The 16,422-nt window shown below is 54.4% G+C and carries 12 protein-coding genes; 11 read left to right on the forward strand and 1 reads right to left on the reverse strand.

The features are described from left to right. From GWQ27_RS00005 to GWQ27_RS00050, 10 genes are all read left to right on the forward strand, one after another. On the forward strand, positions 1–752 hold a 752-nt coding region (locus tag GWQ27_RS00005; RefSeq protein ID WP_275191486.1), incomplete at its 5' end, for a pyruvate kinase. A gap of 147 nt (positions 753–899) precedes the next feature. Further along, entirely contained in the window at positions 900–4,208 is a 3,309-nt protein-coding gene (mscK, locus tag GWQ27_RS00010; RefSeq protein ID WP_275906363.1) for a mechanosensitive channel MscK, read from the forward strand. A 127-nt stretch (positions 4,209–4,335) separates the two neighbouring features. Then, a complete protein-coding gene (locus GWQ27_RS00015; protein ID WP_275906364.1) occupies positions 4,336–5,571 on the forward strand; it encodes a site-specific integrase in 1,236 nt (411 codons plus the stop codon). A 337-nt stretch (positions 5,572–5,908) separates the two neighbouring features. Then, a complete protein-coding gene (locus tag GWQ27_RS00020) occupies positions 5,909–6,118 on the forward strand; it encodes an AlpA family transcriptional regulator (protein WP_275906365.1) in 210 nt (69 codons plus the stop codon). Positions 6,119–6,432: 314 nt separating this feature from the next. Next, positions 6,433–7,869: a GPO family capsid scaffolding protein gene (locus GWQ27_RS00025; RefSeq protein ID WP_275906366.1), complete on the forward strand. Its 1,437-nt coding sequence runs from the start codon at positions 6,433–6,435 to the stop codon at positions 7,867–7,869. Between the two features lie 4 nt (positions 7,870–7,873). Next, complete coding sequence (locus GWQ27_RS00030) at positions 7,874–8,572, forward strand: hypothetical protein (protein ID WP_275906367.1); 699 nt, start codon at positions 7,874–7,876, stop codon at positions 8,570–8,572. A 412-nt stretch (positions 8,573–8,984) separates the two neighbouring features. Next, positions 8,985–9,152 carry a hypothetical protein gene (locus GWQ27_RS00035; protein WP_275906368.1) on the forward strand — a complete coding sequence of 56 codons (168 nt, stop codon included), beginning with the start codon at positions 8,985–8,987 and terminating at the stop codon, positions 9,150–9,152. Then, positions 9,149–9,517 (forward strand): hypothetical protein, encoded by a 369-nt coding sequence (locus GWQ27_RS00040; RefSeq protein WP_094696885.1) that lies wholly within the window; start codon positions 9,149–9,151, stop codon positions 9,515–9,517. The genes GWQ27_RS00035 and GWQ27_RS00040 overlap by 4 nt, the downstream gene beginning before the upstream one ends. Further along, positions 9,514–9,789 carry a hypothetical protein gene (locus GWQ27_RS00045; RefSeq protein WP_094696886.1) on the forward strand — a complete coding sequence of 92 codons (276 nt, stop codon included), beginning with the start codon at positions 9,514–9,516 and terminating at the stop codon, positions 9,787–9,789. Before GWQ27_RS00040 ends, GWQ27_RS00045 begins: the two co-directional genes overlap by 4 nt. A gap of 8 nt (positions 9,790–9,797) precedes the next feature. Beyond that, positions 9,798–12,245 (forward strand): primase-helicase zinc-binding domain-containing protein, encoded by a 2,448-nt coding sequence (locus GWQ27_RS00050; protein ID WP_275906369.1) that lies wholly within the window; start codon positions 9,798–9,800, stop codon positions 12,243–12,245. Positions 12,246–12,765: 520 nt separating this feature from the next. Here the strand turns inward: GWQ27_RS00050 and GWQ27_RS00055 are convergent. Further along, positions 12,766–13,470, reverse strand: coding sequence for a hypothetical protein (locus tag GWQ27_RS00055; RefSeq protein WP_275906370.1), 705 nt, complete (start codon positions 13,468–13,470; stop codon positions 12,766–12,768). 671 nt (positions 13,471–14,141) lie between these two features. Here GWQ27_RS00055 and GWQ27_RS00060 point away from each other — a divergent pair. After that, positions 14,142–16,076: a phage tail tape measure protein gene (locus GWQ27_RS00060; RefSeq protein WP_275906371.1), complete on the forward strand. Its 1,935-nt coding sequence runs from the start codon at positions 14,142–14,144 to the stop codon at positions 16,074–16,076. The last annotated feature ends 346 nt before the right edge of the window (positions 16,077–16,422 follow it).

Below are 16,422 nucleotides of genomic sequence, written 5' to 3' on the forward strand. Positions count from 1 at the left end.
TCGAAAACCAGGAAGGCCTGGACAACTTCGACGAGATCCTGGCTGTCTCCGACGGCATCATGGTGGCACGTGGCGACATGGGCGTGGAAATTCCGGTTGAAGAAGTGATCTTCGCCCAGAAGATGATCATCACCAAGTGCAACAAGGCACGCAAAGTGGTTATCACCGCCACCCAGATGCTGGATTCCATGATCAAGAACCCGCGTCCGACCCGCGCCGAAGCTGGCGACGTGGCCAACGCCATCCTGGACGGTACCGATGCAGTCATGCTGTCCGGTGAGTCCGCCAAGGGCAAGTACCCGCTGGAAGCCGTGACCATCATGGCCACCATCTGCGAGCGTACCGATGCCGTTATGCCGTCCAACCTGTCTGCTGCCAACGACAGCAACAAGCTGCGCATCACCGAAGCGGTCTGTAAAGGCGCGGTCGAGACCTCCGAGAAGCTGGACGCCCCGCTGATCGTGGTCGCCACCGAAGGCGGCAAATCTGCCAAGGCCATTCGCAAGTACTTCCCGCAAGCCTGGATCCTGGCCATCACCACCAACAAGAAAACCGCTGCCCAACTGGTTCTGACCAAGGGTGTGGTAACTCACGTGGTTGACAGCATTGCCTCTACCGACGATTTCTATCGCATCGGCAAAGAAGCAGCGCTGGAAAGCGGCATGGGTCTGAAGGGTGACGTGGTCGTCATGGTCTCCGGTGCCCTGGTACCGAGCGGTACCACCAACACCGCCTCCGTTCACGTACTCTAATCAGTCCTGAACCGATAAAACGGCGCCTGCGGGCGCCGTTTTTTTTATCTGCCCCCCTGCTTCCCGTTCAAGCCCGGTGTTAGAATCCACGCGGATTCACTCCAAGTGGGAAATGTCCCAAATATCGCGTAATAACCCGGAAGTTTTATGCCCTCAACACGTTTCAAAAGAGCCTCGGCAGCCCTGTTGCCGCTGCTCTGCTTACTCATCAGCCTCTGCGCCCCGCAAGCCATGGCGCAGGATGTGCCCCAACGGGCCAGCGTACAGCGGGCGCTCGATGCCCTCGGAAAATCAGATGCCCTCACCGTCAGCCAGCAGGCCGACCAGAAGTTTCTGACAGACACCCTCAGCCTGCTCGACAGCATCGAGAAGGAGCACGCCAAGGCCAAGAGTCAAACCCAACGTCTCCGCTCTCTGCCGGGTGAGCTCAGGGACATCAGCGCCAAACTCGATGCCCTGACCCAGAACAAGAGCGCCGAGCAGATCAAGAGTGAGTACGCTCGCATGAGTCTGGCCGAGCTGGAGAGTCGCCAGCCCGAAGTCATTGCCAACATGCAGGATGCCCAGGAAACCCTCGGCACCATCGGCAGCCAACTCACCAGTCTGCAAACCCTGCCGGAGCGGGCTCAGACCAACATGAGCCGTGCCTATCAGCGCAGCCAGGAGATCCGCACCCGCCTCAACGTCGGTGACGGCGTCAGCAGTGCCGAGAAGATGAAGCTGGGCGCAGAGCTGGCCTTGCTGGAATTGCAACTGACCAATCTGCAAAAACAGCTGGATAACCGTACCAGCATGCAGGATCTGGCGGTCAAGCAACGGGACTACCAGAATGCCCGCCTCGCCAACGAAGAGCAAAAACTGCAACTGCTGCAAGAGCAGAGCAGCGCCAAACGTCTGGGGGATACCGAAAAAACCGCAGAACAGACCGGCGAACTGGTCGCCATTGCCGACAACCCGCTGGTACAAAAAGAGCAGGAGCTCAACCACCAGCTCAGCCAGCAACTGGTCAGCGCCACCACCAATCTCAACAATCTGGTGCAGAAGAACCTGCAAGCCAAGAGCTGGCTGGAACGCGGCACCCAGACAGAGCGCAACCTGAACGAACAGGTACAGATGCTCAAGGGCAACCTGCTGCTGTCGCGCATCCTCTATCAGCTCTACCAGCAGCTGGAGTCGGCCCCTTCCACTCTGGTCAAGAATCTGGAAGAGCAGATCGCCGACCTGCATCTGGCCCAGTTCGAACTGAGCCAGCAACGTGACCAACTGTTCCAGAAAACCCAGTATCTGGACAATCTGATCGCCAGCAGCAGCGAGCCGGTCAGTGCAGAGGATAGAGCCAACCTCTCCACCCTGCTCGACACCCGCATCAGCCTGCTCGACCAGCTCAACCGTCAGCTCGACAGTCAGCTGACCAACGCCATCAGCCTGCAGCTGACCCAGCAGCAGCTGGCGCGGATCTACGCCTCCATCGAATTTACTCTGCAGCAACACATCTTCTGGGTCAGCAGCAACAAACCCATCGATGTGAAGTGGTTCATCAACTGGCCAGCCCAGGCTTACAAGCAAGCCTCAGACTGGGTGCTGAAACCGGACTGGGACGGCTGGGGCGAGATGCTGCTGCCGGTTTCCCTGCTCGCCTTCCCGCTGCTGCTGATCGGCGGCCTGCTAATCTGGAAGCGCCCCTCCCTGCTCAATCGGCTGAAGCGGATCAACAAGGATCTGGGACGTTTTCGCCAGGACAGCCAGTGGCACACACCGCGCGCCCTGCTCTATACGGTGCTGCAACGCCTGCCGGGCAGCCTGTTCATTCTGGCTGCCGGTCTCTGGCTCGCTTACTGTGGCCTGCTCAGTGACAAGTTGATGCTCCAGATCACCCTCAACCTGGCCCTCGGTTATCTGGTGTTCAGCGTCTATCTGGCGGTGATGCGCCCGGGCGGCATTGCCGAATCCCATTTCCGTATTCCGAAGGCCGAGTTGCAGGCCAAGCGCACCAGCATGCGCTATCTCTGGTTGCCGCTGCTGCCCCTCATCATGCTCTCTACCAAGGCTGTGGTAGAGCCCTCGTCGCTGGGCAACGACGTTGTCGGTCAGGCGCTGACCCTGCTGCTGCTGGGCCTCACCACCTATCTGGTGTTCCCCATCTCTCGCGCCCTCATCAAGGGGGAGGGCAGCATGCAACAGTCGATCACTGCGGTCGCCCTGGCGCTGGCGCCGGTGGCACTGATGGTGCTGGTGGGACTGGGCTACTACTACACGGCGCTGAAACTGACCGGCCGTCTGGTGGAATCCTTCTACCTGCTAATCATCTGGAGCCTGGTCTACCGCACCTCACTGCGTGGTCTGGAGCTGGCGGCCCGCCGTCTGGCCTACCGCCGTGCCGTGGCCAAGCGTGAACACAAATCCCAGGAAGACGCGGAAGGTGGCGAGTCCATCGAGGAGCAGCCCATGGATCTGGAGGATGTCAGCCAGCAATCCCTGCGTCTGACCCGTACCGTGCTGCTGCTGGTATTCGGCGTCGCCTTCTACTGGCTCTGGTCCGATCTGGTGGCGGTCTTCTCCTACCTCGACAGCATGGTGCTGTGGCACAAGAGCGTGGGCTCTGGCACCAGTGCCGTGCTCTATCCCGTCAGCCTGAGCGATGTGCTGACAGCCATCTTCATGCTGGGCGCAGCCTGGTCACTGGCCCGCAACCTGCCAGGTCTGCTGGAGGTGCTGGTGCTTTCCAAGCTGCGCCTCGCCCAGGGGACGGCCTACGCCATCACCACCATGCTCAACTATGTGCTGATCGGTGTGGGTACCCTGACCGCCCTCTCCCTGATGGGCATGCAGTGGGACAAGCTGCAGTGGCTCGCCGCCGGTCTGACGGTCGGGATCGGCTTTGGTCTGCAGGAGGTGGTCGGCAACTTCGTCTCCGGCATCATCATACTGTTCGAGCGTCCGGTACGGATCGGTGACACTGTCACCATTGGTACCTACTCGGGCACCGTCTCGCGGATCCGCATTCGGGCCACCACCATCACCGACTTCGATCGCAAGGAGGTGATCATCCCGAACAAGGCGCTGATGACGGAGCGGCTGATCAACTGGTCCCTGAGCGATACCGTCACCCGGGTGATCGTGCGGGTGGGAGTGGCTTACGGCTCGGATCTGGAGCTGACCCGCACCCTGCTCAAACAGGCAGCCGATGATAACAGCCGCGTACTGAAAGACCCGGTACCCATCGTCTACTTCCTCACCTTCGGGGCCAGCACCCTGGATCATGAGCTGCGTTTCTTCGTGAGTGAGCTCGGCGATCGCAACCCGGCCGTGGATGAACTGAACCGCAAGATCGACGCCCTGTTCAAGGCGAACGGCATCGAGATCGCGTTCAACCAGATGGATGTCTACATCAAAAACTTGTCTAATGGTTCAGAGCAGGCTATAGAAGTATCAAAACCAGAAAAACCTGACACTTAGAGTTATTCTTAACTAAGCGATACCATCAGATACTAAAAATTGTGTGACCCCAAGTGTGACCCTAATTAGAATGGGGTCGCACTTTTTTTTGCTTATGAAAAACTTTAGGGTCACACAGGGGAACGTTATGGCGCCAAGAAAGCAGGCTGAAATCACCTTTAAGGCACTCATGCGGGAAGGTGAACAGGGGGCGCGTTTTGATAACCGGTCAGTCTGTGACAACCTCGCACTCTGCTGGCCAGCCAACTATAAGCGCCCGTTCTGGCGGTTGCGGTATCGCTTCGGCGGTAAGCAACGCAAGATGCTGATCGGTCATGTCGATAACATGGCGCTCAAACAAGCAATGGACGAAGCGAAGCGGTTGATGGCCATGGTCACCCTTGGCACTGATGTAGCCGGCGAGAAGCAGGAGCGCAAGCGCGAATCCATCGCTCGGCATACAGCCATCGCGAACCGTCTCACGGTGGCTTCCCTGGCTGATGAGTTCCTTTCCAGACAGGTCGAAGGGCGCCGCAAAGATGCTCACGTGATCCGGCAGCGCTTCGAGAAGGACATCATCGCCAACCTGGGAAAGCTGGGGCCAGAGGATGTCAAACCCAGGCATATTGATGCGCTCCTGCAATCCATTCTCGACCGTGGAAGCCCGACCATGGCCAATAACATCCTTGGCTGGATCAAGCGGCTGTTCGACTACGCCATCAAACGGCACATCGTAGAAAGCAACCCAGCCTCCGCCTTTACCTTGGCTGATGCCGGTGGCCAGCTGAAAAGCAGGGACTTTTATCTGACCAAAGAGAAGCTGACGGAGGTGCTGGGTGCGATCACGACCTGCCGGGGGTTTAGCCGTAGCTGCGATCTGGCCTTTCGCCTGCTGCTGCTGCTGGGTGGCCGAAAGATGGAACTGCTTTCTGCTACCTGGGATGAGTTCGACTTGCAGCAACAGACCTGGACGCTGCCGCCAGAACGGACGAAGACCGGCCGTGGCATCGTGATCCCTTTGCCAGAGCAAGCCATCACCTGGCTTAAAGAGGCCAAGTATCTTGGGTGTGGCAGTGACTACGTTTTTCCCGCCATCTCCAGGCAGACCAAACCACATATGGGGCAAACCACCCTGAATGCCGCCATCCAGAAGCTACGGGCCAAGGTTGAGGGGATCGAGCAACTGAACGTACATGCTCTGCGCCATACCGCCAGAACGCATCTGGCTGCGCTCGGGGTACAGCAGGAAGTAGCGGAGCTAATCTTGAACCACACCCTCAAGTCACAGGGCATAGTGGCGGTCTACAACCATCACGACTTCTTTGACGAGCGTAAAGCAGCCCTCAAACAATGGGCCGACACGATCACTTTCCTATCTAAATAAAATATAATAATTTCATATGGTTACTGATTTTAATCGGTGACCATTCTTTATGCCAAAACAAACCATTCCAATAAGAAATAATTTACACTTAAACCATGAATAAAATTCATGGTAAAAGATTTATGAAATTTCTCTGCATCACGTTAATCGCTATGAGCAACAAAGAGTAATATCGAACAATCACTGCGATTACAAATTCAATTAAACAGCATTTAATCCCACAAAGCCCATCATCGTACGACATGGACCGTTATTGGCTCATTGAGTATCAGGTAGTAATATCTCGCTCAAGCAATGCGATTACTGCCACTGCTTAAATTATTTAAAGGGCCTGCATATGCCAGAACAAAACATTCGCTTACTGCGGATAAAGGATGTTATTTCCAAGGTTGGGTTATCCAAACCCACCATTTATTTAAGAATGAAAGAAGGTACATTTCCTCGACCTGTATCTATCGGGCCAAAATCTGTTGCATGGGTGGAGCACGAAATTAATAATTGGCTGATAGCCAAAATATCTGAGCGTACAACAAGAAGTAATCATTAAGGAGGGAACATGTGCGCGTAGTTTGTAATCAGTGTCAAAGCCTTGGTCGAGTGACAAAAGCCAATCACCTTTCCGAGAACGTCACCGACCTGTATTGCGAATGCACAGTATGTTGCCATGCTTGGGTTTCCAGCCTTGCCTACAAGCATACGCTTAGACCATCCATTGATAAGGCCAGCGCCGTCGCCATTGACCTTATGAACGCATTATCGCCCAGTGCACGGAAAAGCATTCTGGAAGAAATAATCAAGGCGAATAAATAAAGCACAACAGAGTAATACTGATGTAAACCCCCGACCAAATAAAGAGTGACTATGACTTCATCAACTTTAAAAACAGGATGGGTGTGTATCGGCACATCTGGAAAAACTGTAGACGGCAGAGAAATAAAGCCGGAGTGGTTAACTCAGATGGCTGAAACGTACGACCCAGAATATTACACAGCTTGTTTGTGGCCAGACCATAAGCGAGTTACACCACTCGGTCACGTCGAGGCGTTAAAAACTCAGCAGGAGGGCAACGTTATTAAATTATTTGCCATCCTGAGTCCCACTATTGCATTAATCGAGCTGAATAAAACCGGCCGCTATGCATTCTGCTCTATAGAGCCGAAAGAGAATTTTGCAGGGAAAGGCGTTTGGTATCTGGGTGCACTCGGGGTCACTGATGAGCCAGCAAGTACCGGTACCACCCATATGAAATTCAGCAAGAGCCAGAGCGTTATTGGGCAATCCCAGCTTTGGGCCAACTCCACAGGGAACAACTACATGAATAAGAACACACCGACCATCTCAGAGCTCTTAGCCAACATGCGTATGAGCTTTGTTCCTGGCACACAATCCAACTTCGGCAATCTTGACCCAAGCGCCAGTGGTGCCCTGCGTTCAGCTATCGTACAAGCAACACCATTCCTTGAGTTGTTGACGTTCCTGGACGTGAGCGACCCCACTGCGCCACTGTTCGACCCAATCAAATCGGGACTACGCACCGGTCGCAAGGAGCGTAGCCGTTTCTTGGTGACAGCGGATCCGAGTACACGCCAACCCAAGTTCGAAGAGATGGACAGCAGCGTGATCTGGACGTGGCGACAGCTGGGCCAGATGTTGGAGGGGATGACTCAGGAACAGGCCAATCAGGTGCTTGAATCATTGGCGCTGTCGGCATTTGGTGATGACCTGCTGCGAGTAGGCTTTCATGGCAAGTCCGCTGCAGCCAACACTGACCCTGTAGCTAACCCGAATGGTGAAGATGTGATGCCAGGGTGGCATGCCTTGGCCAAGGCCGCTGACGAGAATGGTCTGCGAGTGCTGCGTGATGCAGTGACCTTCGACACCCGCAACGGTGGTAACTATGCCGACCTCGATACGATGGCCTATGAGCTGGTCGCCAAGCTGCCAAAAGAGTACCGCAACGATCCGCGCTTGCGTGTGCTGGTTGGCGGCGACCTGTTGCGAACCCACAAGCAAGCCTATCTGCAACCAGGGCAAGTCCGCAGCAAAGAGCAGCAACTGAAAATTGCCGACATGCCGGTACTGTCACACCAGCATATGGCCGGCACCTTACTGGCGGTCACTTTTACCGAAAACCTGCAGATCATCGGTGTAAACGATACCCATCGTCTTAGCGCAGATGACCTGGATGACCTTGCCAGCTGGGGTATTCGTTACTACCGGGCTCAATCCTACGCACTGGGTGACGCCACCGCCTATGCCGCTTTCGACAGCATCTCTATTGCCGCCCATCAGGAGTAAATCTATGAAGCAAACAACAAAGAGCCCGTGCGCCAAGGAAGTGACAGCCAGCTATCTAGAGCAACGGATTGCCCAGTTCCGAGCTGAGCACGACAAGATGATGGCGATTGATAACGAACTTCAGGCACTGCGTGAGCAGCGTAAGAACCTGACAGATCGCATCCAGCAGGCCACTGATCGTCGTGAAGAGCTGCGTCAAGAGCGGGTTAACCAGTTGGTTCATGGTGAACCGGATGTTCAGTTTTCTAATGAGCATCGCGAACTGGGCGAACTTATCGAGGCTGCACAGGCTGCCATCAGCCAATCCGAACTGCAGGAGAAACAGCTGATCCTGCCGCTGGATGATGCACATAAGGCGGTCACGATGAGCAGAGCATTCGTCATAGGCGGCTATGCCAAGGAGCTTGAGAACGAGTTACCAACCATCATCAAGGCACTCAAGCCAAAACTGGCAGACTTGGCTGCCATCACCCATGCCAAGGCATGCACTACGGACCGGCAGGCCGCGCTGGGTTGGGCGCGCACCGAACTGCTCAAAGCACTGGATCAGGCCGTGGTAAATCACCAGGTAGCGGCGGAGGAGAATCAATCCGCCGCCTATCAAGCACTGGCCATGCCGGCCATCCCACGGTCTTCCGACCTGCTGACGCAGTGTGATAGCCCGGGCAAACGCCAACGGTTGATGACGGAACTGAATGCCTAAAAAATGGGAGCCTGCCAGGGCTCCCATTTGTTGCGTTCCTCCCCCATCACCACACCCCATTCCAGCGCGAGATTGAACAATATGCAGTCTATCAAAGACCAAGATCCACCCAAAGCACTGTTAACCAGACACATAAGCTTGCTTGAGACTGATCGAGACGGTAAGATCTTTCCTGCTACCACCTTAAGCAAGTGGCGGCATGGCTGGCGGATTAAGCACCCGCGAGCAGAATCACACGATGAAAATATGCCCTCATTTCCCGAAACTTCGGCCACTGCGCCGGGGATCTATCCAGTTTCGGGGCATGGGTCGGGAGCCAAAGAAAACGCCCCGGCTGCGCCTTTACATCGTGGGGCGCTGCTTTGCGGCTACCCGATCCGCCATCGTTTAACACACGATGGAAATCACCCCCATGATCTATACCTTCTTGATCGCCCCGAGCGTCTGCCGTCTGGCAGACCTGCGCCGCATCCGCACCATTTCCGCATTTGGCCAGAACGAAGCCCAGGCGCGCGCCGCACTGGCCGGTTTGCCACTGGTGTTTATGTCCCGCACTCCGCGCAAAGGGGGTACAGTATGAACTCCCACATCAAAACCAAACTGGCCCAAGTCGATGCTCTGGCCAGCGCGTTACATCACACTTGCTTTCGCAATGTTGAGCTGCTGGATGGCCAGTTGCTGATCGATCTGCTGCGCCCACTGGCCGACCTGCTCGATGAGCTCGAAGAGATGTGCACAGGCACCGAACAGGCCGCGATGACCCAGCGCAACAGCAGATACCTTGCCGCCATGCTCAAGGTGATAGCCGGTAACCAGTCCATGGTTGAACCCTGCATGATGGCCGACCTGCTTATCCCGATCCTGACCAGCCTGGATGCCGTAGAGGTGCAGACTCGTCAGGTCAATGTCATGGGCACGGGAGCCAGACAGGAGCTGCACTCATGATCTATTTGGCATGGACAAAGTGCCCAACGCCCACTGATGCCGATAGCGAGGCTCACATCCCCATCGAGATCAACATGCTGAGAGCCTTCTCCCGCAACAAAGGGCTCGGCTTTCTGGGCGTGTTTGACAGCGACAACGAGCGGGCAAAATTCATTGAGCAGATGCAAGGCAACTCAATTGCGGTAACGCCTGATCAAGCCCGCCAGTTGATGGGGTTAGGCAAACAGAGTTTCAAAACCCTGGTTGTTTTTCTGCAAGGGGGTGATCAGTGAGTCAGTCGATGACATTGGTTTCTGATGTGGCTGCCGCAGCATGTGGCCGCTGGCCAGCTCTGTTGGCTGAGGTTGGGATTGATATTCCGGGTAGAGGTAAACACGGTCCCTGCCCTGCCTGTGGCGGTAAAGACCGCTTTCGGATGGATGACAAAGAGGGGCGTGGCACCTTCATCTGCAGCCAGTGCGGTGCTGGTGATGGGCTTGACCTGGTGGCGAAAGCCATCAGGCTACAGCTCAAAGAGGCGGCCGAGTTGATCGCCCCCCTGGTTGGTTTGTCTGGTGAAGGGCTAGACCCTGCTGAGCGGGAACGAATTCACCTGCTGTTACAGGACAAGGCCGAGCAGGAGCGCAAGCGAGTCGAACGACAGCGCAAGAAGGCCGCAAGCCGAGCTGCTAACATCATGCAGATCTGTCAGCAAGGGGGGAACCCCTACCTTGAAGGAAAAGGGCTGCAGGGTGTTCAGGTCAACGTATCCCAGCGCGTGATCGCTGTGGGGGAGATGACCTTTTCACCTGGTTCCTTGGTGGTGCCACTTTATGCTGACTTTGGTGGCCAGCTGGTGAACGTTCAGCTGATCGACGACCAGGGAAGCAAAAGCTATCTGGCGGGTGGGCAAAAGGCCGGTGCATACCACCGGATCCCGGGCAATGCTCTGGTGGCCATATGCGAAGGCTACGCCACCGGCTTGAGCATTCATCAGGCAACCGGAGCAACCGTCTACTGTGCCATGGATGCGGGCAATCTGCTGGCCGTCGCCAACATGGTTCGGGGGGCTGATGACCCACTGCAACCATGCAGAGCGATCATCTGTGCCGACAACGATGCCAAGACCAAGGGCAATCCGGGCAAGGCCAAGGCGGAGCAAGCAGCCGCTGCTATCGGCGCCCAGGTAGTCATACCGCCAGAGGCTGGCGACTGGAACGACTATCACCAGGCTCATGGGCTGGATGCGACCAAGGCGGCGATCATGGGGGGTCATCCAACCCAGATAACCGAGACGCCCAAGGAATCCAGCCAGAAGGAACCCGGACAGGTAGAGCTGGTCGCAGCGGAGCACCCTGGGGCAACCAATGAGAAAATGAAAAAGCCCATCGTGCCGATCGAGAAGATGAGCGCAAGCCAACGGGCCAGCCTGCTGATCGAACGCCTGGGTGATGTGGCCATCAACATCGAGGCTGAGCGGGTGTACCGTTACGATGGCAGCCTGTGGGGGCCGCTGGCAGATATCGAGCTGCGCCGTGAAATGGCGGTCATTTTCACAGACCATGATGTGCCGTTCAGTGACTCCGCGGTATCAAAAGCGGTGGCCACCATGAAGCTGATGATCTCGCCACTCGGCAATACCCCTGATGATCTGATCGGGTTTGCCAACGGGGTATACGACATGGCGACTCACCAGTTCAGGCCACATGCTGCAGCTGATGGGCTACTCAACCATAACGGCATTGAATATGGTGCTCAGCAACCAGGTGAGAACATCGAGCAGCACGCCCCCAACTTCACCAAGTGGCTGACCCATGCAGCAGATAGTGATATCGCCAAGATGGAGCGGATCAAGGCGGCCTTGTTCATGGTGCTGGCCAATCGCTATGACTGGCAGCTATTCCTTGAGGTAACAGGGGAAGGTGGTAGCGGCAAGAGTGTGTTTGCCAACATTGCGACCCTGCTGGCTGGCGGACTCCGGAACACAGGATCCGGCAACATGATCGCGCTCGATAACGCCAGGGGCCGCGCCCAGTTCGTAGACAAGCGCCTGATTGTGCTCCCTGACCAACCCAAGTACATCGGCGATGGCAGTGGTATCAAGGCGATTACTGGCGGTGACCTCGTTGAGGTAGATGGCAAATACGAGAAGCAATTCGCCACAGTGATCAGGGCTGTCGTTCTGGCTACCAATAATGAACCCATGGTCATCACTGAACGCAACGGTGGAGTGGCACGTAGACGGGTCATCTTCACCTTTGACAGAGTGGTATCGGAGGAGGACAAAGATCCGCTGCTCGGCGACAAAATCGCGGCAGAACTGCCCATCGTCATCCGCCATCTGCTGGAGAGGTTCGCAGAACCAGAGCAGGCCCATCGCTTGTTGCTGGAACAACGTAACTCAAGCGATGCTCTCACCATCAAGCGAGCAACGGATCCTGTCATCGACCTGTGCTCAACGCTGGCGTTTATGGATGAGCCGATGGGCCTGTTCATGGGGGGTAACTCGAGTATCAAGCAGGAGCCGAAACGCTACCTCTATCATCTCTATCTGGCCTACATGGAATACCACGGCCTGGGGCGCCCGCTATCAGTCCAGAAGTTTAGCCAGGCGGCAAAGAGCGCCGCCAGAGAGCTGGGAAGGGAGTACCGCACTCGCAAGATCAAGGGATACACCCAAACCAACGCAGGGTTGACCGAGGCGGCGGAAGTCTTCATGCCACAGCCTCTCTTCATTGAGAACCAATAATGCCAGCCAGAAGGAATACCAGGGTCGCACGATGCGGCCTTTTTTTTCATCCCTACCCCATGGGATATGAGACTTTTTCAAAACCTTCTCCCCCTCTCTACCAAATACACAAAAACCCTTGATACATAAGGATTAAAGACAGGTAGATAATAACTTTTTACTGTCTACCCACTGTCTACCTTGTCTACCTTCTTGATGTAATTTTTTTGTTTCTGGTCTGATGAGTGCCATCAGTACAAAAAGTCCATAGGGGGAGAGTGTGAGGCTATTGGGTAGTGAGTGGGGTGAGAATGAAAAATCAATCTCCCCCCTCTCAAAGCCTTGCAGCATAAGGGATTGAGCCATTGGGTAGAGAGGTAGACAGTAGTCCCCATAAAAGTTTTTCACCGCAGTTTTGAGCGGGCGAATGGCTCGAATTGATGCGCAGATGTAATAGAACCACCGGATCACCCGTTGGGGGAGAGAGCCGTCCTTCTGGCTGGCCGCGTTGAACAGTGGGCTACTGGGGAGACTGTAGTAATCAAGAAGGCACAAGCCAAAATCTGGCACTGAAATTGTTCAGCATTCTATTGTGCGGATCGGTAACCACTTGGAATGTTTCTGGGATCGCTGCGCCATCACCACCCTCTTTAAAATATTGCTGCACAGACTGGAGTGTAAGCCTCATGAGATGCTCCCATTCGCTAAACAACTCATCCTGCTGTTTCTGTTTCAATTTGGCTGCACTCAGCTTCCTGCCCGATCGCATCATTGTGTATTCAGGTTGCAATTTAGCTTGGTGGATAAAGGCTATGCTGCCATATACCCATTCATCTTCCAGTGTCTTGCGCCACTGGTAACTGACTCGAATGGTCATGCGCTCACTAAAATTATGTGGTGCCGTAAACATGTCATCAATGCGGAAGAACTGCTCATCGTGCTCTTCAATTTCTACTCGGTGCTTCATACTCCGCACAGCGTGAGCCAAGTCGTCCCCTGCACGGCGAGCACGATATTCCGTATCAGCACGCTTTCTTGCCGCTTTCGCATTGCGGTACTCAGCAAGAGCCTTCTCATACATTCTGAGATGTGAAGCAACATATGAACCACAGCGGCCGAGTTGGATATCCCTCAAGGCATCTGGCCGTTCATCATCAAGACTCTGCTCTATAAGCTTATCCAATGTGTCAGTATCAATTGCTTTGATGGCATCCCGCTCGTAGCGAGGAAGGTTAAGCTCACTCATGTCTATCCTTAAGTCACTGAATAAGTGGCCATAATATAGCCATACCAGCAAGCTCTCAATGAGACTCTCAACGCTACCTGGCACGACATCCATATCGAGCCACTATATGACCATGCCCAGCTCCCTGAAGTGCATGCTCCTGGCTACTGTCAGTAGACAACCCCACGGACGCGCACACGTCACGGAATCCGCGCTCATCCGCTCCCGCCTGCGCGGCGCATCAATATAATTTTTTGCAGAAATGGATTCGTGCAATTTGGTACCGCCAACCCGCATGAATACTGGGTTCTGCGTGTGTTTTGAAAACTGAAATAGGTGAAAGAAATTTCACTATTTTCCAGTTTTAGCCAACAAACAGGCCGGAGAAAAAATTTATAACCCCATGTTTTTACATGACATTTCATATTTTCCGTGGGTTTTTATGATGCTCTCGCCTCGCAAGGGAACGGTAATGAAAACCAAAAATAACAAATAAAAACAACATCTTACTTCAATTTCTTTATTTTTATATATTTGCAATTTTGAAAAAAATAAATGGCCGAAATTTTCACCGGAAAAGTAATCAACCTATTTCAGGTTGACCTGAGATATTAAATTAGCAACCATTGCATTATTACTGACTGTTAATAAATGTCAGATGGTATAAACAAGTATATATAGGTAATAAATATATGGCCTGGATGGAAAAGTTAATGATGCAGGTGGCCCTAATTGATCAGGTCACCAAGCCGCTGGCGAAGATCAATGCTGCTGTTGGCAGCGTTGGGGAAAGCGTGCAGCAGAATTGGGGGAAAATGGCTGGGGGCGCAGGAGCAATGATCTCCGGCGTTCTGGGTATTCAAGCGACCTTACAGCCAGCTATTGAGATGGATCGCGCTCTGGGAGAGGTCGCCTCACTGGGGATTGCAGAACAGGCGTTGAATAAGCTTGGCATGACCGCGCTGACTTTCAGCATGGATTACGGCAAGTCAGCCTTAGATTTTGTCAAAGCCTCCTATGATATTCAGTCTGCAATTGCGGGTCTTGAAGGGTATGAACTTTCCACATTCACGAAAGCATCAGGGGTACTGGCCGCGGCAACCAAAGCGGACACAGGCACGATAACCAGCTTTATGGGCTCGATGTACAGCATCTTTGAGAAACAGGCCAATGCCATCGGGCGGGCCCAATGGGTAGAGGATCTGGCAGGAAAAACTGCCACTGCAGTACAGATTTTCAAGACCACTGGTAAAGGTATGGCTGACGCTTTCGAGGCTATTGGGGCTGCCGGTAACATTGCGGGGGTTTCGATGGATGAGCAGTTCGCCGTGCTTGGCATGCTGCAATCGACTATGGGAGGTGGTGAAGCGGGTACCAAATTCAGTGCTTTCTTATCAGGGATCGGGAACGCCCAAAAAGTCCTGGGGATGAATTTCAAAAACAGCGCAGGGCAGGTAATGCCGGTACTGGATATCCTTGAACAGCTCAAATTGCGATATGGTGAAACCATGACGATCGCCCAGGGAGACGAGCTGAAAAAAGCGTTCGGGTCGGACGAAGCCGTCGCCATGATCAAGTTGCTCATGACTAACACCAAAGCTCTTGGCAACAACATCAACGCCTTGGCCAATACGCATGGCATGGGGAAAGCCGAACAGATGGCGGCATCGATGACCGATCAATGGCAGAGGCTGGAGGCGGTATGGTTCGCGATCCGGGCCAGTGCTTTTGGCCAGCTCACCCCTGCAATTAACGATGTGATATCCCATATCGTAGATGCAGGGGGTGTAATGCTGAGATGGACGAAGCTATTCCCCAACCTTACAAAAGCAGTTTCCACTGTGGTTCTGGCTGTGGCAGGGTTTGCGGCTCTGGGTGGCGTCATGACCATTCTCTCAGCACTTGGAGGACTATTCGCTGCTATAGCATGGCCAGTGCTCCTGGTAGGGGCCGCCATTGGCGCACTGGTGTTATGGTGGGACCCTATCAAGGCATTTGCTCAGGGACTGACATCGACATTAGGACCTGCTATCTCGCAGGTGTTTGAACCTTGGGCTGAGATCCTTCCTGTCATTTGGGACGGCATTTCCAGTGTCATCTCCAAGATAGGCGAGTTCTTTGGCGCAACGAATGAGGCAACCGGCGCATTCAGCAACATGACAGAGATGGGCAAATCAGCCGGCACAATCCTTGGATCCATCTTCAAGGTGCTGTACTCACCAATCTGGGCGATCGGCAAAGCCATTAAATGGGTGCTGGAGATGTTCGACAAATTGCCTGGCGTCAACCTCGATGTGGGCTCAGTCCCTGAGCTGAGCATGCCAGAGTTCACCATGCCGACCATGACACCGCTGACGATGCCTGTCATCCCCCAAGTGATGAGCATGCCGACACCGGAACGGCAGCTGGAGACGGTCAACGCCCCCCTCGCCCGCTATCGCCAAGGTGAGCAGAACAGCATCCCATCAGGCGGTCTCGGCCAGCAGTTGATCCAGGCAACTGTTGCGGCCACAGCCTCTAACCAGAAGCCACCCAAGGCCATGCACATCGGGGAAGTTCATAACCACTTCCAAAACCCGATTACACCAGAACAGATGGCCGAGAACGCTTGGCTTGAAACACCGTGATAGACCATGGCGCCAGTCTCTGTATGACTGGCGCCATGTCACAATGTGACCCCAAGCATGGCCCTAATTATCAGGTGTAAAATAATTTTCCTTATAAAACAATGTAATTAGACCATTAAGAAGATTCACATCAAGAACATGAAGGGCGAAGAGCAGAAAGTGGAGTCCGACTCCACCCTGCCCCCCGCCCTGCCGGGCCCGCAGCCCGGCTGATGCAACAGGTATCAAACACCAAAGGCCCCGTCACGGGGCCTTTTCATTGCCAGTCCCCCATCAGCCACGCCAACTGGCTTTGCCGTCATGGCAACCCCCTGTGCCCGACCCGAACAAAAGAACAGGCAAGATC

Origin of the sequence: Aeromonas sp. 5HA1 (assembly GCF_029237245.1) — a bacterium.
Classification (GTDB): Bacteria; Pseudomonadota; Gammaproteobacteria; order Enterobacterales; family Aeromonadaceae; genus Aeromonas; species Aeromonas salmonicida.